Source organism: Geodermatophilus sp. DSM 45219 (assembly GCF_900104025.1).
Lineage (GTDB): Bacteria > Actinomycetota > Actinomycetes > Mycobacteriales > Geodermatophilaceae > Geodermatophilus.
Map to the genome: position 1 here is coordinate 264,196 of NZ_FNIQ01000002.1, position 26,199 is coordinate 290,394.

Genomic DNA, 26,199 nt, shown 5'->3' on the forward strand with positions numbered 1-26,199 from the left:
CGGGGGCACGGACTGTGAGATCGGGGCCGAGCGGATGGACGTGCGCGAGCTGGGGCCGGAGGGCGCCGTGACGTCCGCCCCGGTGGGGCTGTCCCAGCGGGAGGCCGACGCCCGGCGCCGACGCGGGGAGGGCAACACCGCCGTCAGCGGATCGGCGCGCGGCTACGCGCGGATCCTGCGCACGAACGTCTTCTCCTTCTTCAACCTCGTCCTGTTCACCATCGGCGCCGCGCTGCTCGCGCTGGGCCGGTGGAACGACGCGTTCGTCAGCGTCGGCCTCGGCCTGGTCAACGCGGCCATCAGCGCCGTCCAGGAGATCCGGGCCAAGCGCAAGCTCGACCGGCTCCAGCTGCTCGACCGCAGCACGGTCACCGTCGTCCGCGACGGCCGCGACGTCCAGGTCGCACCGGAGGACGTCGTCCGGGGCGACGTGCTGCGGGTGCGCCCCGGCGATCAGGTCGTGGTGGACGGGCCGGTGCTCGACGGCGGCCGCGTCGAGGTCGACGAGTCCCTGCTGACCGGCGAGTCCGACCCGCTGGTGAAGCAGCCGGGCGAGGACCTGCTGTCCGGCAGCTCCTGCATCGCCGGGGAGGGTCACCAGCTGGCCCGGGACGTCGGCGCGGCCAGCTACGCCAGCCGGCTCACCGCCGACGCCCGGCAGGCCTCCACCGACACCACGCCGTTGCAGGCCCGGATCCGGTTCGTCGTCCGGCTGGTGATGCTGCTGGTGGCGCTGATGAGCGCGACGATCATGCTCCAGGCCGCGCTCGAGGGGTTCTCGCTGGTCCGCGTGGTGCAGACGACCGCGGTGCTGTCCGGGCTGGTCCCCTACGGGCTGTTCTTCCTCGTCGCCGTGGCCTACACCGTCGGGGCGGCCAAGAGCGCGCAGCGCGGCGCGCTCGTGCAACGGGTGAACGCCGTCGAGTCGCTGAGCAACGTCGACGTCGTCTGCACCGACAAGACCGGCACCCTCACCACCGGCCGGCTGACCCTGGCCGAGGTGCAGCCGGTCGGGCCGCTGGACGCCGAGGCGACCGGACGGGTGGTCGGCTCGATGGCCCGCAGCGCCGCGGCGGCCGACCTGACCACCACGTCGCTGGCCGCCGCGCTGCCCGGCGAGCCGTGGCCGGTGCGGGAGGAGATCCCCTTCTCGTCGTCGCTGCGGTGGAGCGCGCAGCGCACGGACGACGGGGTGTACGTCCTGGGTGCGCCCGCGACCCTGGCCCCGCAGCTGTCCGGCGCCCCGCTCACCGGCACCGTGACGGCGCGGACCGCCCAGGGGCTGCGGGTCCTCGTCGTCGCCCGCGCGGTGGACGCCGGTGCGCCGCTGCGCGACGCCGCGGGGCGCCCGCAGCTGCCCGCCCTCGAGGCGGTCGCCGTGGTCTCCCTCGCCGACGAGCTCCGTGCCGACGTGACGCCGATGCTGGCGCGCTTCGGAGCCGACGGGATCGCCGTCAAGGTCGTCTCGGGCGACGACCCGCGCACGGTGGGCGCGCTCGCCCGGCAGGCCGGTCTGGAGGACGGGCAGCCGGTCAGCGGCGCGGACCTCGACGCCCTGTCCGACCCCGAGCTCGACCGGCTCATCGCCCGGACCACGGTGTTCGGCCGCATCGCCCCGGAGCAGAAGGAGCGGCTGGTCGACTCGCTGCGCCGCCAGGGGCGCTACGTGGCGATGATCGGTGACGGCGTCAACGACGCCCGCGCGCTCAAGCGGGCCCACGTCGGCGTCGCGATGAAGAGCGGCAGCGCGGTCGCCCGCGACGTCGCCGACATCGTGCTGACCGACGACTCCCTGACCGCGCTGTCCCCCGCGCAGCAGGAGGGCCGGCGGATCATCAACGGCATCGGGACCTCGATGCAGGTCTTCCTCGCCCGGGTCGGGACGCAGGGCCTGGTCATCCTCGCGGTCACCATGCTCGGCCTGGGGTTCCCCTACTCACCGGCGCAGGTGGGGCTCACCCTGCTCACCGTCGGCGTCCCGACGCTGTTCCTGACGACGTGGGCCCGCCCCACGGCACCGGACCCCCACCTGCTGGCCACGCTGGGGCGGTTCGTCGTCCCGGCCGCGGTGGTCACGGCGGCCGCGGGTGTCGGGGTGTACGCGTCCCTGTACACCGACCTGATCCAGGGCCTGGCCGATCCCGACATCCCCCCGTTCGTCGTCACCGAGTTCGAGACCTACACCGGGCTGTCCTCGGACGACGTCGGGTTCGCCGAGGCGGCCGCCACGCTGGGTGCCCAGACCGGCCTGTCGACGTTCGTCTCGTTCGCCGCCTTCGGGTTGATCCTGTTCCTCAAGCCGCCGTCCCGGTTCTTCGCGTCGTGGACCCGCCCCGACGGGGACCGGCGCCCCGCGGTCCTCGTCGCCGTGCTGGTCGTCGCCTTCAGCGGCGGGCTGTTCATCCCCTGGTTCACCGACTACTTCGGCCTCACCGACGCGGCCGAGCCGGTGTTCCAGACGGTCCTCCCGGCACTGCTCGTCTGGTTCTGCGTCCTCAGCGCGGTGTACCGGTTCCGGCTGCTCGACCGCGCCCTGGGCCTGCGCGACCTGACCGCGACGGGCACGTCCCCCCGCTGACCGGTCACCGCCCCGGTGCGGCCGGCGGCCGCTCCTGCCCGTCGGTGTCCGCCTCCTGGAACTCGCGGAAGGCCGCGAACGCCCGGGCGCCGTACACGGTGCCCGGGCCGCCGTTCATCGCGATCGCCACGCCGAGCGCCTCGGCGACCTCCTGCTCCGTCGCGCCGGTGCGGACCGCGCCGCGGGCGTGCGAGGCGATGCAGCCGTCGCACTCCTTGCCCACCGCGATGGCGAGGGCGATCAGCTCCTTGGTCTTCTGGTCCAGCACACCGGCGGCGTAGGCGGCGGCGTGCATCTGGCGGTAGCCGTCGTAGACCTCGGGGATGGCGCGACGCAGCGCGCGGCCCGGCTCGCGGAGCTCGTCCTGGACCGCCCGGCCGTACGTCATGACCAGATGCTGGCACCCGGCGCGGGTCCCGGCTCGACGACAGCGCAGGGAAGACCGACACGGGCGGCCGGGTGCGCGGGGACATCCCCGGGATCGTGGGTACTGACTCCCCATGGACTCACCCGCGACCGTGCCCGTGCCCGTCGGCCACACCGCAGAGGGCGGGGTGCTGGTCGGCAGCGACGGCGCCCGCCGCCGGCTCGTCGTCTTCGAGGACCCGCAGTGCCCTCACTGCCGGCGGTTCGAGGAGGCGTCCGGGGACCTGCTGCGCCGCGAGGTCGCCGCGGGCGCGGTCGCGGTCGAGTACCGGGTGCGGTGCTCCCTGGGGCCGGAGTCGGTGCGCGCCGGCAACGCGCTGGCCCTCGCCGCGGAGGCCGGCCGGTTCGACCAGCTGCGCCGGGAGGTGTTCGCGGCCCAGCCGCCCGAGCACAGTGGCGGCTTCACCGCCGAGGACCTGGTCGGCCTGGGGCGGCGGGTGGACCTGGACGACCCGGACTACGGGACCGGGGTCCGGGAGGGCCGGTACGAGGCCTGGGTGGTCGCGGTCGACCGGGCGTTCCAGGAGCAGGACCCGGACGGCACCCCCGCCGCGCTGCTCGACGGGGAGCGGGTCGACCCCGCCACCCTCTACGACGCCCGGGCGCTCGGGGACCTGCTGCGCGGCTGACCGCGAGCGTCCCGCCATGCGCCTCCGGGCCCCAGGGGGCCCCGTGGACTTCGCCGACCTGGGCCGGCCGTTCGTCATCGCCCACCGCGGCGGGGCCATGCAGGTGCCCGAGCACACGATGGAGGGCTACCGGGTCGCAGTGGGCCAGGGCCTGCCGGTGATCGAGCAGGACGTGTGCACGCTCGCCGACGGCGGCCTCGGCGTCATGCACGACGGCACCGTGGACCGCATGACCACCTCCAGCGGCAACGTCGCCGACCACACGTCGGTGTCCTGGAAGCAGCTCGACATCGACGCCTCCGCCACCCTCGGCGGAGGCTGGCCCGACGGATTGCGCCCTCCGCTGTTCGACGAGGTGCTCACCGAGTTCGGCAACCGGGTCCTCCTCTGCGCCGAGGCCAAGAGCAGCGACGCGATGGGCCCGATGGTCGACGCGCTCGAGCGGCGCGGGATCAGCCCGGCGTCCGTGCTGCTGCAGTCCTACGCGCTGGCCGACTGCCGGCTGGCGCGCTCGCGCGGATGGGGCGTCATCTGGCTCGGGAGCACGGACGTCGCCCGGGCGGCCGCCGAGGACGTCGGCTGGATCGGCCCGCAGGCCGGCCACGTCACCGCGGCGGTCTGCGCGGAGGCGCACGCCGCGGGGATCGACGTGGCCTGCTACACGGTGAACCGCCGCTACCAGCGGGACGCCCTCCTGTCCGACGGCGTGGACGCGATCTTCTCCGACGACCCGGTCTACGTCGCGGGGGACGCGGGACGCCGCACCTCGGACCTGTTCGCCCGCCAGGTCTGGCTGCCCGGCATGCTGGCGGACACCGGCCGCGGCCGGTTCTTCCCGGACGACTCCTCGTGGGGCGTCGACGCCACCGACACGGCCACCTCGACGCTCATGGGCTTCCTGGCCCCTCCCGACCCGGCGGCGTTCACGCTGCGCCTCGACCTGCGCGTGGACGCCACCCGCGCCGACGGCCGCACGTCCGGCGCGTCGGTCCTGCTGAGCACCGACGACCACCCGTACCGACCGCCGTCCGGTCCGTCGCCCGGCGTCGACGGCTACCTCTGCTGCCTGCGGGCGGACGGCGACCTGGAGATCGCGCGCGTCGACGACGGCAGCGCCACTCCGCTGGGGTCCTCGAGCGCGGGCCCGCCCCTGACGCCGGGCGCCTACGTCGGGCTCCGGATCACCGTCACCGGCTCGGACCTCGTCCTCGCTCGCACAGACACCGTCGGCGCCGCCGTGACCGTCGCGGACGCCACCCACCGGCCGGTGCCCGTCGTCCACCTCGGCAGCGTGTGCGCCGGGGTCCGCTTCAAGGACGTGGTGTTCGTGTGACCGACCCCTTCGAACGCCCGGGCCACGGCCCCGCCGACCCGGACGGCTACCTCATCGAGCAGACCCCCGAGGGCTACCGGTGGACCTGCCGCGCCGACGGCCGCACCGCGGGGCCGTTCCCCAGCCGGGAGGACGCCGTCGTCTCCGCCGAGGTGGACCGCACCGCCTGATCCGCCGTGCCAGGAGTGGAGTTGGCCACGGCGGCGACGCGGGTAATCCCGTGCTGCTCCGGTCCGGACCGGAGCAGCCGCTGAAGAGCGCTGGCCCCCGGCCACCGCTCGACCGGGAGGGATCCCTGTGACCCAGCAGATGAACAGCCTGGCCCTGGACGACGCCCGCCGCATCGTCGCGGCCGGGGAGGCCCGCGCCGCAGAGATCGGGCAGCCGATGAACATCGCCGTCGTCGACGCCGGGGGCGATCTGATCCTGCACGTCCGGATGGACGGCGCCTGGCGGGGCAGCGTCGACATCGCCATCAACAAGGCCTTCACCGCCCGGGCATTCGACATCGCCACCGCCGACCTGGCCGAGCTGGCCAAGCCGGGCGGGCCCTTCTACGGCATCCAGGCGTCCAACGACGGCAAGGTGATGGTCTTCGCCGGTGGCGCCCCGGTGCGCGCGGACGGGGTCATCGTGGGGGCGGTCGGAGTGAGCGGCGGCACCGGTGAACAGGACACCGCGGTCTGCGAGGCGGCGACTGCCGGCTTCTGACGTCTGCGGACCCCAGGGGGTCCGGCCCCGGTCGACGGGGTCGGCGCCCGGCGGCCCACGCCACCTCGACCGGTGAGCTCGACGGCTGCCCCGAGCCGACCCGGCCGCCCGGGGCTGCCGGTGAGGAACACCTACACCGGCAGCCGGCTCGCCCGGCGCAGCGCGGCCAGGCCGTCGTCCGTGCCGGGCCAGTGCCGGGCGATGGCCGCCGCGCCGGCGCGGCGGACCACCGAGCGCAGCACCAGGACGACCATGATCGCGTCGTCGACGTGGCCGAGCACCGGCACGAAGTCGGGCACCAGGTCGACCGGCAGCGCCAGGTAGGCCAGCAGCAGCCACAGCCGCACCCGGACTCCCCGCGGCAACGTGCCGTCGCCGGCCAGCCGGTGCAGCAGCCGGAGCACGTCGGGCAGCAGCCGCAGCAGCTCCCGCAGCCGCACCTCGTCCGGGCAGGTCCACCACAGCACCGCCACCAGCACCAGCCAGCACAGCAGCAGGCCCCCGAGCACTCCGACCAGCGTCCACGCCCAGCTCGGCATCCCCGGCCACCTCCCTCACCGGGCCGGCCGGTCGGCCCGCTCCAGGGTCCCCCGGGAGCCGGCGAGGGGGGGCAGGGGCTCCTGCATCAGTCGAGCTCGACCGGAGCTCCGCCGAACGCGACCAGGCTGACCACCCAGTACACGAGGTAGAGAGCCAGCAGGGTGCAGCCGTGCCACCGCGCCAGCCGGCCGGTGGAGAGGAGGTACGCGGCGAGGGCGGTGAGGACGACGAGCGCAGGCAGGTGCCAGGTGAGCACGTCGGAGCCGACGACGATGCCACCGGCCAGGAGGGTGATGCCCAGCTTCCCGGTGACCGAGAAGACGACGCTCCCGATGACGTTCCCGACCCCGATCTCCGGCACGCCCTTGCGGAACGCCTCCACCGTCAGGAAGAGGTCCTCCATCGTCAGGACGGCAGTGACGATGGTGGCGCCGAACACCGTGCCCTCGAGCCCGTAGGTCTCCAGGATCCCCTCGGTCCCGATGCTCGTGGTGGCCGCGCCGATCACCAGGCCGGCGAGTGCGAGCACCGTCAGTCCCAGGTGGGCCCAGCCGGGCAGCCGGCGCGCCTCGGCGAACGGCAGGTCGTCGAGGACCTGCTGCTCCGGCCGCGCGCCGGGCCGTGCTCCTCCGCCCTCCGGTCCGATCGGCCGCACGTCCGTCCCCGTCCCACGAGCGGGCTGCTCGCCGTGGCCCGGCCCTCCGACGGTGGCGGCTTCGTGCACCTCCACGTCGCGGAACACCGGCACGCTCCTGCGGACCTCGCGGGCGGCGACGTAGACGACGAACAGGACGAACAGGGCGAGGAGCAGCAGCCCGTCGGGAACGGTGAGCGGCGCGGTGAGCGTGAACCCGACCATCACCAGCGGTGCGGCGGCGAACACGACGACGTAGTCGCGCGGGATGTCGACCCTCCCCGGCCTGAGGATCGCGGCGAGCGCGAGGACGACCCCGGTGAACGAGAGCGCCGTTCCGAACACGATGCCGAGTGCGACGCCGCTGAGCTCTTCCAGGTTCAGCGCGACACCGAGCGTGATGTCGTCGAACTCGACCCCGGTGAAGACGATGGCGAGCAGGAACAGCGGCAGTCTGAGCGCTCGCGCCGCCCCGACGAGGTGGTCGATGAGCTTCTCGGCGCTGACCATCAGCAGCGTCGCTCCGGCGATGAAGACGAAGATCGAGGTCACGGCGGGAGCTCCTCCTCGCGACGACCCGCGGGGCGGGGGCCTTGACGGGCGGTCACCGGCTGCGCCGGGCTGCGGGGTACAGCCGGGGGGCCAGCACCGCGTCCCGTGTCCGCGCCCCCTCGTCGGCGGCGGCCACCGCCCCGGCCACGAGCCCGTGGTCCGGCGAGAGGTGGCAGACCGGGTCGGTGCGGGCGGCGTCGCCGGTGAGCAGGAACGCCTGGCAGCGGCAGCCGCCGAAGTCGAGCTCGCGGCGGTCGCAGCTGCGGCAGGGGTCGGGCATCCAGTCCGTGCCGCGGAAGCGCCGGAACAGCGGGGAGGACTCCCAGATCCACGCCAGGGAGGACTCCCGGACGCTGGCCCGGGGAAGCGGGAGGGTGTGCGCCGTCGGGCAGGGCAGCACGCCGCCGTCGGGCACCACGGTGAGCTGGCGCCGGCCCCAGCCGCCCATGCAGGGCTTGGGGTACCGGCTGTGGTAGTCGGGCAGGACGTAGATGACCTCCATCCGCCCCTGCAGGCGCTCGTGCGCTGCCCGCACCACGCCCTGGGCGCGCTCCAGCTGCGCCCGGCTCGGCAGCAGCCCGGCGCGGTTGCGCAGGGCCCAGCCGTAGTACTGGGTGTGGGCCAGCTCGATCCGGTCGGCCTCCAGCTGCTCGGCCAGGTCGAGGATGGCGGCGATCCGGTCGGCGTTGTGCCGGTGCAGGACGACATTGAGCGTGAGCGGCCAGCCCAGTTCCTTCACCAGCCGGGCGGCGACCAGCTTGCGCTCGAACGACGGTGTCCCGGCGAGGCGGTCGGCCAGGGCCGCCTCGTCGGCCTGGAGGCTGATCTGCACGTGGTCGAGACCCGCGGCCAGCAGCTGCTCGGCGCGGCGGGGCGTCAGCCCGAGCGCGCTGGTGATCAGGTTGGTGTAGAGGCCCAGCTCAGCGGCGCACTGCACGATCTCGGCGAGGTCGCGGCGCAGCAGCGGCTCACCACCGGAGAGGTGCAGCTGGAGCACGCCCAGTTCCCTGGCCTCGGCCAGCACCCGCTGCCACTCCGCCGTGGTCAGCTCGTCGGCGTGGGCGGCGAGGTCGAGCGGGTTGGAGCAGTAGGAGCAGTGCAGCGGGCAGCGGTAGGTGAGCTCGGCGAGCAAGCCGAACGGTGCGTCCACCCCTGCGCTAGCCACGGCCCGCCTCCAGACAGCGGCGGGCGGTGAGGCGGTCGAGGAACAGGCGCACCTCGTCGTCGTCCACGGAGTCGTACCGCCCGCGCAGCGCGGCGACGATCTCGGTGCGGGTCCGCTGCCCGTCGCACAGCTCCAGGACGGCGGCGCCGGTGCCGTTCAGGACGGTGACCGCCTCCGGCGTCAGCAGCACGTGACGCCCGCGTGCCGGGTCGAACCTCAGCCGGACGTGGCGGGCCAGCCGGGGGCGGTCGGCACCGTCAGCGGTCTGCACAGGCACGGTCGATCGCATCGAGCATGCTCCAGAGGACGTCGCACTTGAAGGACAGGGCCGCCAGGGCGGCCGCCTGCGCCTCGGGCGTCCGGCAGTGCTCCGTCACCACCTCCAGGGCGTGCGCGGAGTCGCGGGGCGCCTGCGTCAGGCGGGCCCGGAAGTAGGCGAGCCCTCGCGGGTCGATCCAGGTGTAGTGCCGCTCGAAGGCGGCGAGGCGCTCGGCCATCAGGTCCGGCGCGAACAGCTCGGTCAGCGAGGAGGCCACCGCCTCGACCCACGGCCGGGTGCGGGCGAAGGTGACGTAGGCGTCGACGGCGAAGCGCACCCCCGGGACCACGTGCCGCTGGTCCTCCATCTCCTGCCGGTCCAGCCCCACCGCCTCACCGAGGCGCAGCCATGCCTCGATGCCGCCTGTCCCGGTGCCCGTGCCGTCGTGGTCGTGGATGCGGCGGATCCAGCGGCGGCGCACCTCGCGGTCCGGGCAGTTGGCGAGGATCGCGGCGTCCTTGCGCGGGATGGCCGCCTGGTAGGCGAACCGGTTGGCCACCCAGCACCGGATCTGCTCGCGGCCCAGCTCCCCCTCGTTCATCCTGCGGTGGAAGGGGTGCTGGTCGTGGTAGCGCCGGGAGTGCTCGCGCAGCGCGGCCACGAACGCATCGGTCGCCGTGTCGGTCGGGGCCGTGCCGGTCAGGGTCACGTCGGTCAGCGTCATGAGGGGCCTCACACCTCCAGTTCGAGCCCGTCCACGGCGACCTCCATGCCGTGCTCCTCGACGGTGCGCCGCTCGGGCGAGTCATCGAGGAGGATCGGGTTGGTGTTGTTGACGTGGACGTAGATCCGGCGCTCGACGGGTAGCCGGGCGAGTCGACGGAGGCTGCCCCCGGGCCCGCTGATCGGCAGGTGCCCCATCTCCCGCGCGGTCCGGCCGGCCAGGCCGAGCCGGACCAGCTCGTCGTCGGACCAGCAGGTGCCGTCGACCAGCAGGCAGGCGCAGTCCTCCAGCTCGGCGCGCAGCGCCGGCGTCAGCTCCTGCAGCACCGGCAGGTGGACCAGGGCCCGGCCGCTGCGCCCGTCGGTCAGGCGGTAGCCGACGACCCGTCCCTCCCGGGAACCGGAGCCGAAGCGAGCCCGCTTGGTGGTGGGGACGTCGAAGGCCCGGTACGACAGCCCGTCGGCCAGCGGGACCTCCGCCCCCGGCACGACCGGGTGCCACTCGACCGGGCAGTACGCCTCGAGCGTCCGGAGGATCGACGTCCCCTCGCACAGCGTGTCGCGGGTCGCTGCGGTGGCGTGCAGGACGAGGCCTCCGCCCTCCCGGAGGAGCAGCAGCCCGAGCGTGTGGTCCAACTCGGCGTCGGTGAGCAGGACGGCCTGCAGCGGGACGCCCCGCCTCCCGCCGGGGCCGCTGGAGGGGTGCAGCGCGGGGAAGGACTCGAGCTGCGCACGGATGTCGGGTGAGGCGTTGAGCAGGAACCACCGCCGGGAGTCCGCGCTCACCGCGATCGACGACTGGGTGCGCGGGCGGGCCGGCCGGGACCCGTCGCGCACCGCGCGGCACGGGGGGCAGGCGCAGTTCCACTGGGGGAACCCGCCTCCCGCCGCCGACCCCAGCACCCGCACCCGCATGTCGATCGGTGGTCCTCCCGGCCGTGCGCCGCGCTGCGGCGCCGCGTCGGCGGAGAGGCGCCGGACCGCATCGTCCGGTGCCTCTCCGCCTGGTCCCTACGTGGCCGACTGGTCCCAGTCGTCCTGGACGCCCATGTACGCGGTCGCCTCGGCGGACACCCGGATCTCCTCGAAGGCGGGGGGCTCCCACTCCTCGGCGAGCAGCCGGGGGACGATGCTCTCCTGCTCCATTGCGGTCACCTCCCTCCGGCGGAGTCGATGCCTTCAGGCAACGAGAAGACGAACATCGCCTGTCCGTGGGGGCCGCCCATCATCCCGGGCAGGAACCCCTCGACCCAGGCGCCCCAGCCGACCGGCACGGCGATGTACTGCTTGCCGTCGATGCTGTAGGTGCTCGGGCTGCTGTGGTGGCCGCTGCCGCAGTTGAACTGCCACAGCAGCTCCCCGGTGCGGGCGTCGAGCGCGACGAACAGCCCGGACGGCGTGCCGGCGAAGACGAGGTCACCCGCCGTGGTCAGCACCGACGCGCACATCGGCAGGTCGTTGCGCCACCGCCAGACCTCTTCGCCGGACGCGTTGAACGCCGTCACCGACCCGGCCATGTCCTCGGCGTCCACGGTGACCGCCGCGCCCCAGTAGGGGATGCTCTCCTTGAACTCCCGGCGCCGGCGGGCGACCTTCGCGCCGGTGTCCTGCACCGGGACGTAGAACAGGCCCGTCCTGGGGCTGTACGCCGCGTGGGTCCACTCCTTGGCCCCGGCGGGACCGGGGTGGAAGTGGACCTCCTCCCCCTCCTTGTCGGGGTAGATCCGGGGCGTGACCGTGCCGTCGGGGCTGATCTCGCCCCAGGTGATCCGGTCGACGAACGGGAAGATGCGCACCCGCTCACCGGTGGTGCGGTCCAGGACGAAGCAGTACCCGTTCTTGTCGAAGTGGGCCAGGAGCTGGCGCCCGTCCTGCTCGAACAGGATGCACTCCATGTTGCTGTCGTAGTCCCACAGGTCGTGCGGGGTGCACTGGTAGTGCCAGCGGATCTCCCCGGTGTCGGCGTCCACCGCGATCACGCTGTCGGTGTAGAGGTTGTCCCCCGGTCGGACCTCCCCGTCGAAGTCGGGCGCGGGGTTGCCGGTCCCCCAGTACAGGAGGTTCGTCTCCGGGTCGAAGGTGCCGGTGACCCAGCCGTTGCCACCGCCCCGCGCCCAGGCCTCACCGTCCGACGGCCAGGTCTCCGAGCCCGGCTCGCCGGGCTTCGGGATCGTGTAGCACCGCCAGACCCGCTCCCCGGTCTCCATGTCGTAGGCGTCGAGGTGGCCGCGCACCCCGAACTCCCCCCCGGAGCTGCCGACGACGACCCGGTCCTTCACCACGAGCGGGGCGACCGTGAGGCTCTCCCCGGCGCGCACGTCCCCGCTGGTGACGTCCCAGACGCACTCGCCGGTGCTGGCGTCGAGCGCGAGCACGTGGGCGTTGAGGGTGCAGACGAAGACCTTGCCGTTCGCCACGGCGACCCCGCGGTTGACGTTGCCGCAGCACAGCGAGACGTCGAAGGGGATCGCGTGCTTGTACTGCCACAGCATCTGCCCGGTCCTGGCGTCGAGCGCCCAGACCCAGCCGTCCCACCCGGAGACGTACATGACGCCGTCGACGATGATCGGGGAGTTCTCGAAGGCGTACGTCGACTGGCCCGCGTGCAGCCCGTGGGGCGAGAAGCTGAACACCCAGGCCGGTCTGATGCGGACGACGTTCTCCGTGTTGATCTCGTCCAGCGGGCTGTACCGCTGCCCGTCGTAGGCGCCGTAGTAGGTGAGCCAGTTCTGCGGCTCCGAGCGGGCGTCGAGGATGCGTTCGTACGTGACGTCCTGGACCACCGGGGGCGCGGTCCCGGTCGCGGAGGTCAGCGATCCGAAGTCGACGGCCGGCGGGGCCTCTCCGTACTCGATGTCGGTCCTGTCCTGGATGTCGGTCATTGACCCAGTCCTGTCTACGGTCGTGGCTGCTGGGGGCGGTCGAGGCGGGCGGACTCCGGGACGTCGCCCCTCACGACGATCGCCCCGATCAGGCCCCGGCCCTCGTCGTTGCCGATGTTGGAGCTGAACCAGTAGTAACCAGGGCCGTCGAGGGTGACGGACATGGTTCCGCGCGAGTAGTTCGGCAACCACATCCACTTGCTGTCGCCGTTGCTCGGCACGAGGGCGCAGTGCGTGTTCTGGTCGTCGTTGACGAACTCGATGTCCAGGTGCCCGCCGTGGGGCAGGACGAGGACCGAGGGGTCCCAGACCAGCTGGTCGGGCACGATGCGGATCCGGGCGTGCATCCGGCCGTCATCGCGGTCCTCGGCGTGCCCGATGTTCCCCGTGGCCAGCAGCCGACCGATCGTCGCCTGGTTCTGGCCGTCCAACCCGATCTCGCTCAGCGCCGCGGATCGTTCCGATGCGGTGCTCGTCATCGACCTCACCTCCTGGTGCGGTTCTGCTGTCGAAGCGGACTGACGGTGTGCCTCGCGGTGTCCGGCACGGTCACGGCCAGGCCCCCGGACGACGGCCCGCCGTGCCGCGCTCGGTCCGGACCTGGGTGGCCATGGCACCTCCTCCCCCTCCGGCTGCGGCGGCCGCACGACGGTCAGGCGGCATCGGGTCTGAGCACGACCTTGAGGACGCCGTCCGCCCGCTGGGCGGATCGGCGGTAGGCGTCCGGCGCCTGGTCCAGCGGCAGTTCGTGGGAGACCACGAAGCTGGGGCTGGCCCGGCCCACGGTGATCAGGTCGCGCAGCTGCCGGTCGTAGCGCCTCACGTCCGCCCGCCCGGTGCCCAGGCGCAGGCCCTTCTCGACCAGCGTGTCCATCGCGACCAGCAGCGCGCCCGGCCTGGCCCTCGTGGGGACCCCGTCCGGTTGACCGCGCGCGCACAGGCCGGGGACGCCGAGCCGGCCGGTCGGCCGCACCGTGTGCACGAGCTGGTCCAGCACCCTCGCGTGCTCCTGGCCCTCGCCGGTCCGTGCGGGAACGGGGAACCGGGTGGCGTCCACGCCCGTGTCGGTGCCCTCGCCCCCGGTCAGGTCCTCGATCTGCTGGACCGGGTCCCCGGCGGAGGAGTCCACGGGGACGGCCCCGATGTCCCGTGCCTTGGCCAGTCGCTCGGGGACGGGGTCCACCACGAAGACGCGTGACGCGCCGCAGAGCAACGCGCAGTACGCGGCCATCAACCCCACCGGCCCGGCGCCGTAGACCGCGACGGTCTCCCCCGGCGAGACGCCCGCGAGGCGGCAGCCGTGGTACCCGGTGGGGAAGACGTCGGAGAGCAGGACGTAGTCGGACTCGTGGTCGGTGCCCGCGGGCAGCGGCAGGCAGTTGGCGTCCGCGTACGGGACCCGCAGGTACTCCGCCTGGCCGCCGGCCCCCGAGCCCAGGGCGACGCTGCCGTACGCGCCACCCGCACGGCCCGGCGGGGCGAACGTGAGACAGGAGCCGGTGGACCCGGCCTGGCAGTTCCGGCAGAAGCCGCACGCCACGGTGAAGGGCATCACGACCCGGTCGCCTCGCTCCAGGGCGGTGACACCGGCGCCGACCTCCTCGACGATGCCGAGGTTCTCGTGGCCGAAGACGAGGCCCGGCTCCCCGGCGGTCCGGCCCTCGTACACCTCCAGGTCCGATCCGCAGATGCCCGTCGACGTGATCCGCACGATCACGTCGTTCGGCTGCTCGATCCGCGGGTCGGGTACCTCCTCCAGCGCGACCTCGAAGGGCTCCCGGTAGACCACCGCCCGCATGGGTGCCCACCCCCTCCGTGCCGCACCCCCGGGGACACCGCCTGCCGTGGCCGACCGGCTTGCTGCCGGGGAACTGCTCACCGATGCTGGGACGCTCTTCCCCCCGAACCCAAGGGGTGCGGGATGAACGGCAGCAAAGACCCGGTGAGCGGTGCGCCGCACGCGACCAGCGGGACGGCGCTCCCCGACGACGGCCTCGGTCCGATCACGGCCGCGCGCGAACGGTTCGCCGCCGGCGCGGACACCGTCCACGGGGTCCGTCCCGAGATCCTGGTGTCGTGGTACCGGTGCCGCGAGCAGTACGAGGTCGACCCGGACCTGGAGCGGGCGCCCGCCGCGGCCGCGGGGACCGCACACTCCATGGAGCACGACGTGGTGTTCGCCGAGCTCGGGGGCCTGGCCGCCTGCGCCGGAGGTGAGGTCGACGACCTCGACGGCCTGGTGTCCGTGGCCGATTCCGACGGGCGCGTCCTGGCGTGCTGGGGAAGCCGGCGGATGCTCCACCTGGGCGCGGACTGCAACCTGGCGGCCTGGTCGGCCTGGTCGGAGTGGGCGAGCGGCACCAACGGCATCGGCACCGCGCTGGAGAGCCAGCGTCCCGTCGTGGTGAGCGGTGCCGAGCACTGGTGCCAGGGGTTCCACCGGTGGACGTGCGCCGGCGTCGCGGTACGCGACGTCGTCACCCACGATCCGCTGGGCGCGCTGATGGTCTCGAGCTGGCAGCAACCGGTGTCGGACGCGGTGGTGCCGTGGCTCCACCGGGTCGCCGCGTCCACCGAGGCCAAGCTGCGGCAGCGGGCGCACCACACGGGCACCCTGTTGGCGGCCGCCCTCGCCGACGCCCGGATGGCGCCCGCGACGCCGCTGGCAGCCGTCGACACGGCGGGGAAGGTCGTGCTCGCCAACGGGGAGGCCGCCGTCCTGCTCGGCACCCCCGCGGACACCCCCGCCCATGCTCCCGCGCACCGGTGGACCCCCCAGGTCCGCGCGCTGCCCCAGCTGGCCCGCCGGGCGACCGAACGCGCCCAGCAGGACCCCGGCTGGAGCGGGTCGACCCTGGTCCACGTGCCCTTCCTCGACACCCTCCTGTCCGTCGCGGTGCGCCCCGTGGTCGACGGTTCCCAGGTGCTCGGCGCGCTGCTCGCGTTCGGGCCCCCGGACCGGCCGGGCTCCGGGGACCTCCCGGACGAGCTCGAACCCCGTTCCTCCGGACCCCGCCCCCACCGGGACCGGGTCATCGCCCTGCGGGACGACCGATGGGTCCTCCTCGATCCCCGCGAGATCCGGTTCGCCGAGGTCGACCACAACAACGTCTGGCTCACCAGCGACCAGGGGCGGCTGCTGGCCGCTGCCCGGGGGCTCGACCGTCTCGAGCACGAGCTCGGGGGCAAGGGGTTCATGCGGGTCCACCGCCGGTTCCTGGTCAACCTCGGCCGGGTGAGGGAGATCGAGCAGGGGTTCAAGGGAGCCCTCTTCCTGGCCACCGACACCCGCACCCGGGAGACCGTCCCGGTGGCCCGCCGCCACATCCCGTACGTCCGCCAGGCGCTCGGTCTGTCGGCCCTGGGCGGAGCCGGATGAGCGATCGTCTCGCCACCGCACGCGGCCTGCTGCGCCGCCATCCGATCGTCGACGGTCACAACGACCTCGCCTGGGAGATCCGCGAGCGGTTCGACCTGGACCTCCGCCGGGTGGACCTGGCCGCCCCTGTGGCGGGGACCCACACCGACCTGCCGAGGCTGCGACGCGGCGGGATCGGCGGCCAGTTCTGGTCGGTCTACGTCCCCGGGACGCTGCAGGGTGACGCGGCGGTGGCCACGACCCTGGAGCAGATCGACCTGGTCCACCGGATGATCGACTGCTACCCGGACGACCTGGAGCTGGCGCTGTGTGCCGAGGACGTGGAGGGCGCGCTCGCCCGGGGCCGGATCGCCTCACTGCTGGGCGCCGAGGGCGGCCATGCCATCGCGAACTCGATGGGTGTGCTCCGGACGCTGCACAGGCTCGGCGTCCGGTACCTGACCCTGACGCACAACGTCAACGTGGCCTGGGCCGACTCGGCGACGGACGATCCCGTCATCGGGGGTCTGAGCGCGTTCGGACGGGAGGTCGTGCGGGAGATGCACCGGCTCGGGATGCTGGTCGACCTGTCGCACGTGGCGGCCACCACGGCACGCGACGTCCTCCAGGTCGCGGAGGCCCCGGTCGTCTTCTCCCACTCGGGGGCCCGTGCGGTCTGCGATCACCCACGCAACGTCCCCGACGACCTGCTGCGCCGTCTCGCCGCCAACGGAGGCGTCTGCATGGTGACGTTCGTCCCGGACTTCGTCTCGCCGCGGTGCCGCGCATGGACGCTCGGGCTCCGGGCCGAGGTGGAGCGCCGCGGGCTCGATCCGAGGGACGCCGGGACCCGGGACGCGGTGGCAGCCGAGTACGTGGCCGACCATCCCCGCCCGCGGGCGACGCTCGCCGAGGTCGCCGACCACGTCGAGCACGTACGGCGGGTGGCCGGCGTCGACCACGTCGGCATCGGCGGGGACTACGACGGGACGCGGGACGTCCCCGAGGGCCTGGAGGACGTCGCCTGCTGTCCGGCCCTGATCGCCGAGCTCCTCGACCGGGGGTGGAGTGAGGACGACTGTGCGCGGCTGAGCGGCGGGAACGTCCTGCGGGTCCTCCGTGGGACCGAGGCCGTGTCACGCTCGGCGTCCGCCCGGCGAGGGCCGTCGACGGCGAGCATCGGGGAGCTCGACCGCACCTGACGAACGGCTGCCGTCGTCACGGGGGCTGCGACCGGTCGCGGGCGACCCCGAGGTGGTGCGCCATGACCTGGCCCAGCGCGACGGTGTCCACGGCAACGGTGACGATCGTGGCGCCCTCGGCGGCGTAGCCCGCGGCCTCCTCGCCGCTGTAGGCGTGCACGCCGACGGGCACCCCGGCGGCGCCGGCCCGGGCGACGATCGAGGACAGCACCCCGCGCAGCTCCGCCCGGCGGTCCTCCCCGGTCAGCTCCAGGGACAGCGCGAGGTCCCCGGGGCCGACGTACACCCCGTCCAGCCCCTCGACGGCGAGGACCGCGTCGAGGTCGTCGAGAGCGGTCGCGGTCTCCACCATGACGACGACGAGCGGCCGGTCGGCCCCGCCGGAGAGCCGCCCGATCGACCGGCTCCCGGCCGGGGCGTACCGGGTGGCGGCGACGACCTCCCGGGCGTGCGCGGCGTCGCGCACGTTGGGCACGACCACCCCGCGGGCGCCGAGGTCGAGCGGTCGGCCGACGTCGGCGAACTGCGGGCTGCGGGTCCTGACCAGCGGCACCGAGCCCGCCGCGGTGACCGCCGCGGCCACCCCGGGCAGGTCGGCCTCGGCCAGCGCGCCGTGCTGCAGGTCGAGGACGACGTAGTCCGCCCCCGTCCGCGCCAGCACCTCGCCGGTCACCGCGCCCGGCAGCAGGCTCCACAGGCCGTGGCACGGTCGCCGCTCCGACCACCGCCGCCGCAGGTCGACCTCGCTGACCGCCATCCCGGTTCCCCCGTCCCGCCCGGCGACGGCGGCGTCATCCGGACACCGCCCCCGGGACCTGACCGGGATCCTGCCGCACGGAGCGGACCGGGCGGCGGCGCGCCGGGCCCGGGCGGTCGGCGCGCAGCGCGTCCAGCGTGCGGCGGACACCGTCCTCGTAGGGGGTGGCGGTCAGCCCGAAGGCGCGGGCCGCCCGGCTGCCGTCGACCTCGAAGGGCTGCTCGAACTGGTAGACCATCTCGGCCCCCTCGCGGGCCAGCGGCACGAGCAGTCCGGCCGCGCGCACCTGGGCGGTGCCGTGCGGCCACAGCCGCAGGCGGGTGCCGGCCTGCCGGCAGGCCTCGGCGGCCAGGGCCCGGCCGGTGGTGCCGCCCGGGTGCGGCACGTGCCAGACGCCGGCGTCCGAGGGGTCCTCCCGGCCGACGACGGCCAGCGCCCGCGCGAAGTCGTCGACGAAGGTGGGCGTCAGCGGCAGGTCGGGGTCGCCGAGCCAGTGCACGGTCCGGCCGCGCAGCGCCGCGGCGAACACGTTGCCGGCGACGAGCGAGCGGACGCCGGGGCCGTAGAGCTCCCCCGCCCGGACGACGCTCACCCGCAGCCGCCCAGCCGCGGCCGCGTGCAGCAGGCGCTCGGCGATCCAGGCACGCAGCACGCCCTTGCTGCTGACCGGGCGCCACGGGGTGTCCTCGGTCATGGGGCCGCGCACCCGGCCGTACATCCAGGTGTCGTCGGCGTAGACCAGGCGGGCCCCGACGGTGCTCGCCGCGTCGACCAGCGCGTCGGTCACCACCGGGAACAGCTCGGTCCAGCGGGCGAGGACCGGCATCACGCAGTGGTGGACGACGGCCGCGCCCCGGCAGGCGCCGGTGAGGGCCTCCGGGTCGGTCGCGTCCGCCGCGACCGGCTCCGCGCCCGGTGTGCCGACGTCCCGCCCGTCCCGGGTCACCGCCCGGACCGGCAGCCCGGCCGCGGCCAGCAGCGCGACGAGCCGCCGGCCGACCGCTCCCCCGGCGCCGACGACGGCGTGCAGGTCCCCGGTCGACGGCGGACGGGTCATCGGGCACCTCCCGGCGGCGAACGGCGGGGCCCAGCGTGCCCGGGATCCGGCGTCCGGTGCAGGTCCTCGCGCGCCCGCCGTGCGGCGGGCCGGGTCAGGAGGCGGGGATGACGGCGCCCTCGTAGGTGTCCTCGATGAACTGGCGGACCTCGTCGGAGTGCAGCAGCTCCTCCAGCTGCTGGATCCGCTCGTCGCCCTCGTCGCCGGTGCGCACGACGAGCAGGTTGGCGTTGGGGTTGCCCTCGGCCTCCTCCAGCGCGAGGGCGTCCTCGGCCGGCACCAGGTCGGCCTCGATGGCGTAGTTGCCGTTGATCACGGCGATGTCCACGTCGGCGAGCGACCGGGGCACCTGGGCGGCCTCCACCTCGGAGATCTGCAGGTCCTTCGGGTTGCCCTGGACGTCCAGCGACGTCGGCGCGGCGTCGCCGGTGTCGGCCAGCGTGATCAGGCCGTTGGCCTCCAGCAGCCGCAGCGCCCGGGCGGCGTTGGTCGGGTCGTTCGGGATCGCCACGGTCGCGCCGTCCGGGAGGGCGGCGAGGTCGGTCAGCGTGCTGGAGTAGATGCCCAGCGGCTCGATGTGCACCGGCGCCAGCGGCGTGAAGTCGTACCCGGCGCTGGCCTCCTGCTCCTCCAGGTACGGGACGGTCTGGAAGTAGTTGGCGTCCAGCGAGCCGTCGTCGAGGGCGACGTTGGGCTGCACGTAGTCGGTGAACTCGACGATCTCGAGGTCCAGCCCGGCGTCGGCGGCGAGCTCGTCGTCGATGTGCCGCAGGATCTCGGCGTGCGGGACCGGGGACGCGCCGACCCGCAGCGGCTCGTCGGCCGCGGACAGCTGCGCCTCGCCGCCGCCGCACGCGGTGAGCAGAGCGGTCGCGGCGGTGGCGGCCAGGAGCAGGGTGGGGCGGGAGCGCATGGCGGGAGTTCTCCTTCGAGGGTGGTGCCGGTGGCCGGGCGGCCGCCGGGGTGCGGGGATCAGACGTGCGCGAGCCGGCGCGCCCAGCGGTCGCCGGCCCACTGCAGGGCCTGGACGAGCACGAGCAGCGCGACGACGGTCAGCAGGGTGATGTCGGTGCGGAACTGCTGGTAGCCGAAGCGGATGGCGAAGTCGCCGAGGCCGCCGCCGCCGACGGCGCCGGCCATCGCCGAGTAGCTGACCAGCGCGACGACGGTGACGGTGACACCGGCGACGAGCGAGGGCCGCGCCTCCGGCAGCAGCACGGTGCGGACGACGTCCCGGCGGCGGGCGCCCATGGCCATCGCCGCCTCGACCTTGCCGGCGGCGACCTCGCGGAGGCTGGTCTCCACCAGCCGGGCGAGGAACGGGATGGCGCCGATCGTCAGCGGGACGATGGCCGCGGTGGACCCGATGGTGGTCCCGACGATGCCCCGGGTGACCGGGGCGACGAGGACCAGCAGGATGATGAACGGCAGCGCGCGGCCCAGGTTGACCCCCAGCCCGAGCGCGCGGTTCAGCAGCGGCCGCGGCGCCAGGCCGCCGGGTGCGGTGACGGTGAGCAGCACCCCCAGCGGGACGCCGAGCAGCACGGTGACCAGTGCCGCGACCCCCACCATGTAGAGGGTCTCGCCGGTCGCCTCGAGCAGCTGCGGCCACACGCGGTCCCAGTCGCTCACCGGTCCACCCCCGCTCCCGCGGCGACGCCGCCGTGCACGGGCACCCGCTCGACGAGGACGCCGTCGTCCCGCAGCCGGCCGACGGCGGCGTCCAGCTCCCCTCCTCCTCCGGTGACCCGCAGCAGCAGCCGGCCGTACCGCCCGCCCGCCACCGTCTCCACCGAACCGCCGGCGACCTCGACGGCCAGCCCGAGCTCCCCGACCAGGGTCTGCAGCACGACGGTCTCGGGGGCGCGGTCGGTGACCGTCACCCGGAGCAGGGCCCCGCCGTGCCCGGCGCCGGCATCGGCGACCGGGGCGGGCAGCAGCGCGTCGGCGAGCGGGGAGTGCTCCCGGGTCAGCACCTCCGACAGCCGGCCGCGGTCGACCACCCGGCCCCGGTCGAGCATCACCGCGCTGTCGCAGACGGCCTTGACCACCGCCATCTCGTGGGTGATGAGCAGCACGGTCAGGCCGAGCTCGGACCGGACCCGGCGCAGCAGCTCCAGCACGCTGGTCGTGCTGGCCTGGTCCAGGGCCGAGGTGGCCTCGTCGCAGAGCAGCACCTTCGGCCGGGCGGCCAGCGCGCGGGCGATGGCCACCCGCTGCTTCTGCCCACCGGACAGCTGCGCGGGACGGGCCTCGGCCCGCTCCCCCAGCCCGACCAGGTCCAGCAGCTCGGTGGCCCGGCGGCGGCGCTCGGCCCGGCCGACCCCGGCCAGCTCGAGCGGGTGCTCGACGTTGCCCGCGGCGGTCCGCGAGTCCAGCAGCTCGAAGTGCTGGAACACCATCCCGATCGACCGGCGGGCCTCGCGGACCCGGTCGTCGGGCAGCTCGGTGAGCACCTGCCCGTCCACGGTCACCGAGCCCGAGGTGGGCCGCTCCAGCAGGTTCACCAGCCGGACCAGCGTGCTCTTGCCCGACCCGCTGGGCCCGACGACGCCGGCGAACTCCCCGGCCTCCACGTGCAGGCTGACCCCGTCGACGGCGACCACCTCCCCGGCGCGTCTCCGGGCGGGGAAGACCTTGCGGACGTCGTGCAGTTCGATCACGGAGTCGTGTCCTCGGGTGGGCAGGCGGGGCTGGGTGGAGGTGGGGGGACGCGCGGGAGCCCGCGCGCTTCGACGGGCCGACCCCCGGCTGGCGGTCTGCTCCGGTCCGGCGTCCCCGGCGGCGGGGCGCGGCGGCCGGTCGGGCCGCGGGGAGGGGACTACCCGGACGCGCGGGTGGCGAGCCGTGACGGACACAGGTCCGTCGCCGTCCGGCACAGGTCGACGTGCCGGCGAGCCCACGTGAGCCCTGCGTGCGTCACCGCGTCCTCCATCGGTCCTGGCAGTAGCACCCTCGTCCGCCGGGGCGGGGGGTTGCTGCGACGTCGACGAGCCAGGTCTCTCAGCCGCTCCGGATGGTCCTCCCGGTCGACTCTACGCAGTGCCCGGGACGCAGGACCGCGCCCGCCCTGCGACTCCGCCCACAGGCCGCGCCCCGGGATCAGACGACGGCGGTGCCGATGAGCCCCTTGCGGGTGACGAGGCCGGCGAGCTGCTCCTCCGGGAGGTCCTCGGTGCCCGCGGGACGGCGCGGCACCACCATGTAGCGCGACTCGGCGCTGGCGTCCCAGACCGAGATCCGCGTCCGGTCGGGCAGCTCGACCCCGAACTCCCGCAGCACGCCGCGCGGGTCGCGCACGACCCGCGAGCGGTAGGCCTCGCTCTTGTACCAGCCGGGCGAGGGCCCGAGCAGCGCGATCGGGTAGCAGGAGCACAGGGTGCAGACGACGACGTTGTGCTCGTCGACGGTGTTGGCGACCACCTTCAGCCGCTGCTCCTGCAGCCCGCCGGCCATCGTCAGCCCGAGCTCGCGGATCGCGCTGTTGGCGTCGGCCAGCAGGCGCTCGGCGAAGCCCGGGTCGACCCAGGCGCGGGCGGCGATCCGGGCGCCGTTGACCGGCGACCCGCCGGCGAGGAACTCGTCGATCCGGCGGTCGATCTCGCCGTCGTCGAGCAGGCCTCGGCTCTCCAGGAACGCCTCGACGGAGCGCACCCGCGCCGAGACGGCCGAGCTGGTGTGGTCCCCGCTCACGCGTCCTCCTCGATCGGGGTCAGGTAGTCGGCCCACAGCTCCACGGTCACCGTGTGGTCCCCCGCGCCGAACAGGTCGGCGGCGGCGAACCGCACGTGCCACACCGGCTGCGGCGCGCCGGCCCGGCCGCGGGCCCGGTCGTCGGCCAGCGGGTGCACGCCGGCCTCCTCCACGAGCACGCCGACGGCGCCCCGGGCGTACCGCGGCAGCCGGGTGTGCCCGTCGGGGTCGGTCGTGCGGGTGCGCACCCGCACCCCGGGGGCCAGCTCAGCCATGCGGGCTGTCCAGCTCGTCCGCCGTCGCCACGCCCTTGGCGACCAGCAGCGCGGTGATGGCGGTGAACCAGCGCTCGTAGTACGAGGCGGCGAGGTACTCCTCCGGCGGCATCCGCTCGATCGCGTCGCGGAACTCGTCGAGGTTGTAGACACCGCGCCGGATCAGCGCGCCGTTGAGGGCCAGCACGTGCGCCTCCCAGTCGGCGTGGAACGGCGGCTCGTCGGGCTCCTCGGCGATCGGCGGGAACCCCGACATCCCGCCGACGTCGTTGATGCGGCTCACCGCTCCTTCCTACCGTGCTCCCGGCGGTGTGGCGCGGTGCCCGTCACCGGCGGCCCGGGACGGACGGCGTCCCCGTGGGCCGCGTGCGGGTGAACCGCCAGCCCGCCCGCTCGAGCAGCGCGATGCACTGGTCGACGACGGCCTCGAGGTCGTACTCCTGCGGCACCTCCGGCGGCATGGCCCGGTCCAGTGCGTTGGCCAGCGCCACGTGGAAGTCGCTCCGCGCCATCGCCCCGCCTCCCGTCCCCGGCTGCGCACCTCCTCGACCACGCCCGGTGTGCCCGCCGGCGCCGTCCCGATGATGTCCCGCGCGACGCCGCACGGCAGCACGGTCCGTCCTCCGGCGTCGTCGGGCGGCTCCCCTGGTCCTCGGCCGCACCCGCTGCGAGGCTCCTCCCATGACCGGGCAGCTGCCGCGGCGGGCCCACACCGTGCTCGCGTCGGCCGACGACCGCGGGTTCTCCTCGTTGCGGCACAGCGGCCCGCCGCGCGCGGCCCGGTACGCGCTCGGCCGTGGGCTGCGCGGACGGGCACCACGGTCCGCGCTCGGGGACTGGGCTCCCGCACCGGACCGCCCGGACGTCGTCGACCAGGTGGTCCGCTCGCACGAGGGCCGGCTGGACTGGCTGGTCCCCGTGCGCGTCGGGCGGATGACCGCCTCCCCCTACGCCTACCTCCGCGGCGCGGCCAACGTGCACGCCGCGGACTTCGCCGCGCTGCCGGCCACCGGGATCACCCCGGTCGTGTGCGGCGACGCGCACCTGGGCAACTTCGGCTTCTACGCCTCCCCCGAGCGCGACCTGGTGTTCGACCTCAACGACTTCGACGAGGCCCACCCGGGCGCCTGGGAGTGGGACCTGCGCCGGCTCACCACCAGCGTCTGGGTGGCGGGCCGGGAGAACGGGACGTCGGAGACGGCGTGCGGCGAGGCGGTCGCGCGGTGCGTGAAGGAGTACCGGCAGCACATCGCGGCGCTGGCCGAACGGCCGCTGCTGGCCCGCTCGTACGAGCACCTGGACGTCGACCGGCTGCTGCGGACGGCGCCCGGCACGGGCCTGCGCCGCGAGATCGAGACGTCGGCCCGCCGGGCCCGCAGGCGGACCAGCGACCGGGCGCTACCCCGGATCACCGAGGAGCACGAGGGCGCGCGGCGGATCGTGGCCGAACCGCCGCTGCTCACCCGGCCGCGGCCGGCCGAGGCGGAGCAGCTGGCCGAGGCGCTGGACGCCTACCTGACCACCCTGCCGCCGCACTGGGCCCGGGTGGTGGGCGGCTACCGCGTCGTCGACGTCGCGCACAAGGTGGTCGGCGTCGGCTCGGTCGGGCTGCGCGCCTGGGTCGCCCTGTGCGAGGGCAGCAGCGCCGACGACGTGCTGTTCCTCCAGCTCAAGCAGGCCCGGCGCTCGGTGGTCGCACCGTTCGTGCACGGCGAGTCGGCGTGGCACGCCCACCAGGGCCAGCGGGTCGTGGAGTACCAGCAGGCGGTGCAGACGGTCAGCGACCCCCTCCTCGGCTGGACCGGCGTGGGCGACGTCCAGTACTACGTCCGCCAGTTCCGGGACATGAAGGGCGCGATCCCCCTGACCGGCGTCGACGCCCGCGCGCTCACGTCGTACGCGGGCATCTGCGGGTACCTGCTGGCCAAGGGGCACGCCCGCACCAGCGGGGCGTCGATGATCGCGGGCTACCTCGGCAGCGGCACGAAGGTGCGCGCGGCCCTCTGCCGGTTCGCCCGCGCCTACGCCGACCAGACCGAGCGCGACCACGCCGACCTGGTGCGCGCCGTCCAGCGGGGCGTGCTGCCGGCCGAGACCGGCATCTGAGCGCGGGGAAGACGTGCGGGTCGTCGTCATCGGTGCCGGGATCGGGGGCCTCGCCCTCGCCCAGGCCCTGCACCGCGCCGGCGTGGACGTGCGCGTCCACGACCGCGACGCCGCGGTCTCGGCCACCGGTGGCTACCGGCTGCACCTCGACGCGACCGCGTGCGCGGCACTGCGCCGCCACCTGCGACCGGCGCACTACCAGGCGGTCCTGGCCAGCTCCGCCGGATCGGGCGGCTTCCGCCAGTTCGCCGTCACCGACCACCGGCTGCGGCCGCTGCTGGTGGCGCCGCAGGACCCCGGCGAGGAGCGGCTGCTGATCGGCCGCGTGCCGTTGCGCCGGCTGCTGGCCCACGGCCTGGACGGGCGCCTGTTCCTCGGCCGGGAGTTCACCCACCACCGGGTGGACGGCGACGGGACCGTCACGGCCCACTTCGCCGACGGCAGCGTCGATTCCGCCGACCTGCTCGTGGGGGCCGACGGTGTCGGCTCGCGCGTGGCCCGGGCCCTGGCCGGCCGGCCGACCTCGGCGCCGGTCGGCATCAGCGGCATCGCCGGACGCACCCGGCTCGACCCGGGCACCGACCGGCGGGTCCCGGAGGTGCTCCGCGCCGGACCGGCCCTCGCGTTCGCGCCGGGCGGGGTGGGTGCCTTCCTGAGCCTGCACGACCCACTCCGCGCTCCGGCCGTCGACCCGGCCACCTGCCGGGAGGTGCCGGCGATCGTGGAGGCACCGCAGCTGGTGTGGGGGCTCATCGCACCCGACCGGCTGCTGCCCCGTGACCTGCGGGAGCGCTCGGGCGCCGCCCTCGCCGAGGTCGCCACCGACCTGCTCGCCGGCTGGTCCGGCGACGTGCGGTCCGTGGTCGGTGCGGCCGACCGGGACGACCTGGGCGCCTACCGCTTCCACGCCGCCGACCCCGACGCCGAGCTGACGCCCTGGCCGGCCGGCCCGGTCGTCTGCCTCGGCGACGCGGTGCACGCGATGCCGCCGACCGGCGGGATGGCCGCGGCCACCGCGATCCGGGACGCCGACCTGCTCGCCGGGCACCTCGCGGCGGTCCGCGCCGGCACCTCCTCCCTCGCGCTGGCCGTGCACGACCACCAGCGGCAGATGGCCACCTACGCGCCGGCCGCCGTCCGGGAGTCGCTGGCGCCGCTGCGGTGGATCCGGGCGGCCGGCTCGCCAGGCGGGCGGCTGGTCGCGCGCGGTCTGCTCCCCGTGGCCGCGCTCGCTGCGGGCACCCACCGGGCGCTGACCGGGCGCGGCCGGCCGGCCCCGACCGACGGCACGTCCGGCCCCTGAGGAGCTCGGGCGTGCT

29 protein-coding genes are annotated in these 26,199 nt (G+C 74.8%); 9 read left to right on the forward strand and 20 right to left on the reverse strand.

The features are described from left to right. The first annotated feature begins 67 nt into the window (after window positions 1–67). A complete protein-coding gene (locus tag BLR12_RS06240) occupies window positions 68–2,578 on the forward strand; it encodes an HAD-IC family P-type ATPase (RefSeq protein ID WP_255363336.1) in 2,511 nt (836 codons plus the stop codon). Window positions 2,579–2,582: 4 nt separating this feature from the next. Here the strand turns inward: BLR12_RS06240 and BLR12_RS06245 are convergent, their stop codons facing one another. Further along, window positions 2,583–2,966 carry a carboxymuconolactone decarboxylase family protein gene (locus tag BLR12_RS06245; protein ID WP_091375009.1) on the reverse strand — a complete coding sequence of 128 codons (384 nt, stop codon included), beginning with the start codon at window positions 2,964–2,966 and terminating at the stop codon, window positions 2,583–2,585. 112 nt (window positions 2,967–3,078) lie between these two features. Here BLR12_RS06245 and BLR12_RS06250 point away from each other — a divergent pair, with 112 nt between their 5' ends. The 4 genes from BLR12_RS06250 (at window position 3,079) to BLR12_RS06260 (ending at window position 5,677) form a co-directional block, all read left to right on the forward strand. Beyond that, the gene (locus tag BLR12_RS06250) at window positions 3,079–3,633 is read left to right on the forward strand and encodes a DsbA family protein (RefSeq protein WP_091375011.1); all 555 of its coding nucleotides are present in this window, start codon (window positions 3,079–3,081) and stop codon (window positions 3,631–3,633) included. Window positions 3,634–3,676: 43 nt separating this feature from the next. After that, window positions 3,677–4,966: a glycerophosphodiester phosphodiesterase gene (locus BLR12_RS06255; RefSeq protein WP_176832378.1), complete on the forward strand. Its 1,290-nt coding sequence runs from the start codon at window positions 3,677–3,679 to the stop codon at window positions 4,964–4,966. Further along, the gene (locus BLR12_RS24335) at window positions 4,963–5,136 is read left to right on the forward strand and encodes a hypothetical protein (protein ID WP_176832379.1); all 174 of its coding nucleotides are present in this window, start codon (window positions 4,963–4,965) and stop codon (window positions 5,134–5,136) included. The genes BLR12_RS06255 and BLR12_RS24335 overlap by 4 nt, the downstream gene beginning before the upstream one ends. 127 nt (window positions 5,137–5,263) lie before the next feature. Next, a complete protein-coding gene (locus tag BLR12_RS06260; protein ID WP_255363337.1) occupies window positions 5,264–5,677 on the forward strand; it encodes a GlcG/HbpS family heme-binding protein in 414 nt (137 codons plus the stop codon). A 131-nt stretch (window positions 5,678–5,808) separates the two neighbouring features. Here BLR12_RS06260 and BLR12_RS06265 read toward each other — a convergent pair whose 3' ends face one another. From BLR12_RS06265 to BLR12_RS06310, 10 genes are all read right to left on the reverse strand, one after another. Continuing rightward, window positions 5,809–6,216, reverse strand: a complete 408-nt coding sequence (locus BLR12_RS06265; RefSeq protein WP_091375016.1) for a DUF1232 domain-containing protein — start codon at window positions 6,214–6,216, stop codon at window positions 5,809–5,811. Window positions 6,217–6,302: 86 nt separating this feature from the next. Further along, window positions 6,303–7,403, reverse strand: coding sequence for a sodium:calcium antiporter (locus BLR12_RS06270; RefSeq protein ID WP_091375020.1), 1,101 nt, complete (start codon window positions 7,401–7,403; stop codon window positions 6,303–6,305). A gap of 52 nt (window positions 7,404–7,455) precedes the next feature. Continuing rightward, entirely contained in the window at window positions 7,456–8,568 is a 1,113-nt protein-coding gene (gene pqqE, locus BLR12_RS06275; RefSeq protein WP_218120565.1) for a pyrroloquinoline quinone biosynthesis protein PqqE, read from the reverse strand. After that, complete coding sequence (gene pqqD, locus BLR12_RS06280; RefSeq protein ID WP_218120566.1) at window positions 8,561–8,839, reverse strand: pyrroloquinoline quinone biosynthesis peptide chaperone PqqD; 279 nt, start codon at window positions 8,837–8,839, stop codon at window positions 8,561–8,563. The genes pqqE and pqqD overlap by 8 nt, the downstream gene beginning before the upstream one ends. After that, on the reverse strand, window positions 8,826–9,551 hold the full coding sequence (gene pqqC, locus BLR12_RS06285) for a pyrroloquinoline-quinone synthase PqqC (RefSeq protein WP_176832380.1): 726 nt from the start codon (window positions 9,549–9,551) through the stop codon (window positions 8,826–8,828). The genes pqqD and pqqC overlap by 14 nt, the downstream gene beginning before the upstream one ends. An 8-nt stretch (window positions 9,552–9,559) precedes the next feature. Then, on the reverse strand, window positions 9,560–10,465 hold the full coding sequence (pqqB, locus tag BLR12_RS06290) for a pyrroloquinoline quinone biosynthesis protein PqqB (RefSeq protein ID WP_091375029.1): 906 nt from the start codon (window positions 10,463–10,465) through the stop codon (window positions 9,560–9,562). A gap of 96 nt (window positions 10,466–10,561) precedes the next feature. Continuing rightward, on the reverse strand, window positions 10,562–10,696 hold the full coding sequence (gene pqqA, locus BLR12_RS06295) for a pyrroloquinoline quinone precursor peptide PqqA (RefSeq protein WP_091375033.1): 135 nt from the start codon (window positions 10,694–10,696) through the stop codon (window positions 10,562–10,564). A 5-nt stretch (window positions 10,697–10,701) separates the two neighbouring features. Next, window positions 10,702–12,432, reverse strand: coding sequence for a PQQ-dependent dehydrogenase, methanol/ethanol family (locus tag BLR12_RS06300; RefSeq protein ID WP_091375036.1), 1,731 nt, complete (start codon window positions 12,430–12,432; stop codon window positions 10,702–10,704). A 14-nt stretch (window positions 12,433–12,446) separates the two neighbouring features. After that, a complete protein-coding gene (locus BLR12_RS06305; protein ID WP_091375038.1) occupies window positions 12,447–12,911 on the reverse strand; it encodes an MSMEG_3727 family PQQ-associated protein in 465 nt (154 codons plus the stop codon). Window positions 12,912–13,084: 173 nt separating this feature from the next. After that, window positions 13,085–14,230 (reverse strand): glutathione-independent formaldehyde dehydrogenase, encoded by a 1,146-nt coding sequence (locus BLR12_RS06310; protein ID WP_091375041.1) that lies wholly within the window; start codon window positions 14,228–14,230, stop codon window positions 13,085–13,087. A 123-nt stretch (window positions 14,231–14,353) separates the two neighbouring features. Between BLR12_RS06310 and BLR12_RS25480 the strand changes: the two genes are divergently transcribed. Together BLR12_RS25480 and BLR12_RS06320 are read left to right on the forward strand one after the other, a co-directional pair. Then, the gene (locus BLR12_RS25480) at window positions 14,354–15,811 is read left to right on the forward strand and encodes a DNA-binding protein (RefSeq protein ID WP_091375044.1); all 1,458 of its coding nucleotides are present in this window, start codon (window positions 14,354–14,356) and stop codon (window positions 15,809–15,811) included. After that, window positions 15,808–16,992, forward strand: a complete 1,185-nt coding sequence (locus BLR12_RS06320) for a dipeptidase (protein ID WP_091375047.1) — start codon at window positions 15,808–15,810, stop codon at window positions 16,990–16,992. Before BLR12_RS25480 ends, BLR12_RS06320 begins: the two co-directional genes overlap by 4 nt. A 16-nt stretch (window positions 16,993–17,008) precedes the next feature. Here the strand turns inward: BLR12_RS06320 and BLR12_RS06325 are convergent, their stop codons facing one another. The 9 genes from BLR12_RS06325 to BLR12_RS06365 all read right to left on the reverse strand — a co-directional run bounded on the left by BLR12_RS06325 (window position 17,009) and on the right by BLR12_RS06365 (window position 23,286). After that, window positions 17,009–17,749, reverse strand: a complete 741-nt coding sequence (locus BLR12_RS06325) for an HpcH/HpaI aldolase family protein (protein WP_091375051.1) — start codon at window positions 17,747–17,749, stop codon at window positions 17,009–17,011. A gap of 34 nt (window positions 17,750–17,783) precedes the next feature. Then, window positions 17,784–18,806 carry an NAD-dependent epimerase/dehydratase family protein gene (locus BLR12_RS06330; protein WP_091375054.1) on the reverse strand — a complete coding sequence of 341 codons (1,023 nt, stop codon included), beginning with the start codon at window positions 18,804–18,806 and terminating at the stop codon, window positions 17,784–17,786. 94 nt (window positions 18,807–18,900) lie between these two features. Next, window positions 18,901–19,719 (reverse strand): MetQ/NlpA family ABC transporter substrate-binding protein, encoded by an 819-nt coding sequence (locus BLR12_RS06335; protein WP_091375057.1) that lies wholly within the window; start codon window positions 19,717–19,719, stop codon window positions 18,901–18,903. 59 nt (window positions 19,720–19,778) lie between these two features. After that, window positions 19,779–20,438, reverse strand: a complete 660-nt coding sequence (locus tag BLR12_RS06340) for a methionine ABC transporter permease (RefSeq protein ID WP_091375060.1) — start codon at window positions 20,436–20,438, stop codon at window positions 19,779–19,781. Continuing rightward, a complete protein-coding gene (locus BLR12_RS06345; RefSeq protein WP_091375063.1) occupies window positions 20,435–21,469 on the reverse strand; it encodes a methionine ABC transporter ATP-binding protein in 1,035 nt (344 codons plus the stop codon). Before BLR12_RS06345 ends, BLR12_RS06340 begins: the two co-directional genes overlap by 4 nt. Window positions 21,470–21,908: 439 nt before the next feature. Then, window positions 21,909–22,499, reverse strand: a complete 591-nt coding sequence (locus BLR12_RS06350; RefSeq protein ID WP_091375066.1) for a nitrile hydratase subunit alpha — start codon at window positions 22,497–22,499, stop codon at window positions 21,909–21,911. After that, window positions 22,496–22,774: an SH3-like domain-containing protein gene (locus tag BLR12_RS06355; protein ID WP_091375069.1), complete on the reverse strand. Its 279-nt coding sequence runs from the start codon at window positions 22,772–22,774 to the stop codon at window positions 22,496–22,498. Before BLR12_RS06355 ends, BLR12_RS06350 begins: the two co-directional genes overlap by 4 nt. Next, window positions 22,767–23,057, reverse strand: coding sequence for an SH3-like domain-containing protein (locus BLR12_RS06360; RefSeq protein ID WP_091375072.1), 291 nt, complete (start codon window positions 23,055–23,057; stop codon window positions 22,767–22,769). Before BLR12_RS06360 ends, BLR12_RS06355 begins: the two co-directional genes overlap by 8 nt. A 43-nt stretch (window positions 23,058–23,100) precedes the next feature. Next, the gene (locus BLR12_RS06365; RefSeq protein WP_091375075.1) at window positions 23,101–23,286 is read right to left on the reverse strand and encodes a hypothetical protein; all 186 of its coding nucleotides are present in this window, start codon (window positions 23,284–23,286) and stop codon (window positions 23,101–23,103) included. 169 nt (window positions 23,287–23,455) lie between these two features. Between BLR12_RS06365 and BLR12_RS06370 the strand changes: the two genes are divergently transcribed. Both BLR12_RS06370 and BLR12_RS06375 read left to right on the forward strand, forming a co-directional pair. Beyond that, window positions 23,456–24,880: a DUF2252 domain-containing protein gene (locus BLR12_RS06370; protein ID WP_091375079.1), complete on the forward strand. Its 1,425-nt coding sequence runs from the start codon at window positions 23,456–23,458 to the stop codon at window positions 24,878–24,880. Between the two features lie 13 nt (window positions 24,881–24,893). Continuing rightward, window positions 24,894–26,183: an FAD-dependent oxidoreductase gene (locus tag BLR12_RS06375; protein WP_091375083.1), complete on the forward strand. Its 1,290-nt coding sequence runs from the start codon at window positions 24,894–24,896 to the stop codon at window positions 26,181–26,183. Window positions 26,184–26,199 lie beyond the last annotated feature (16 nt).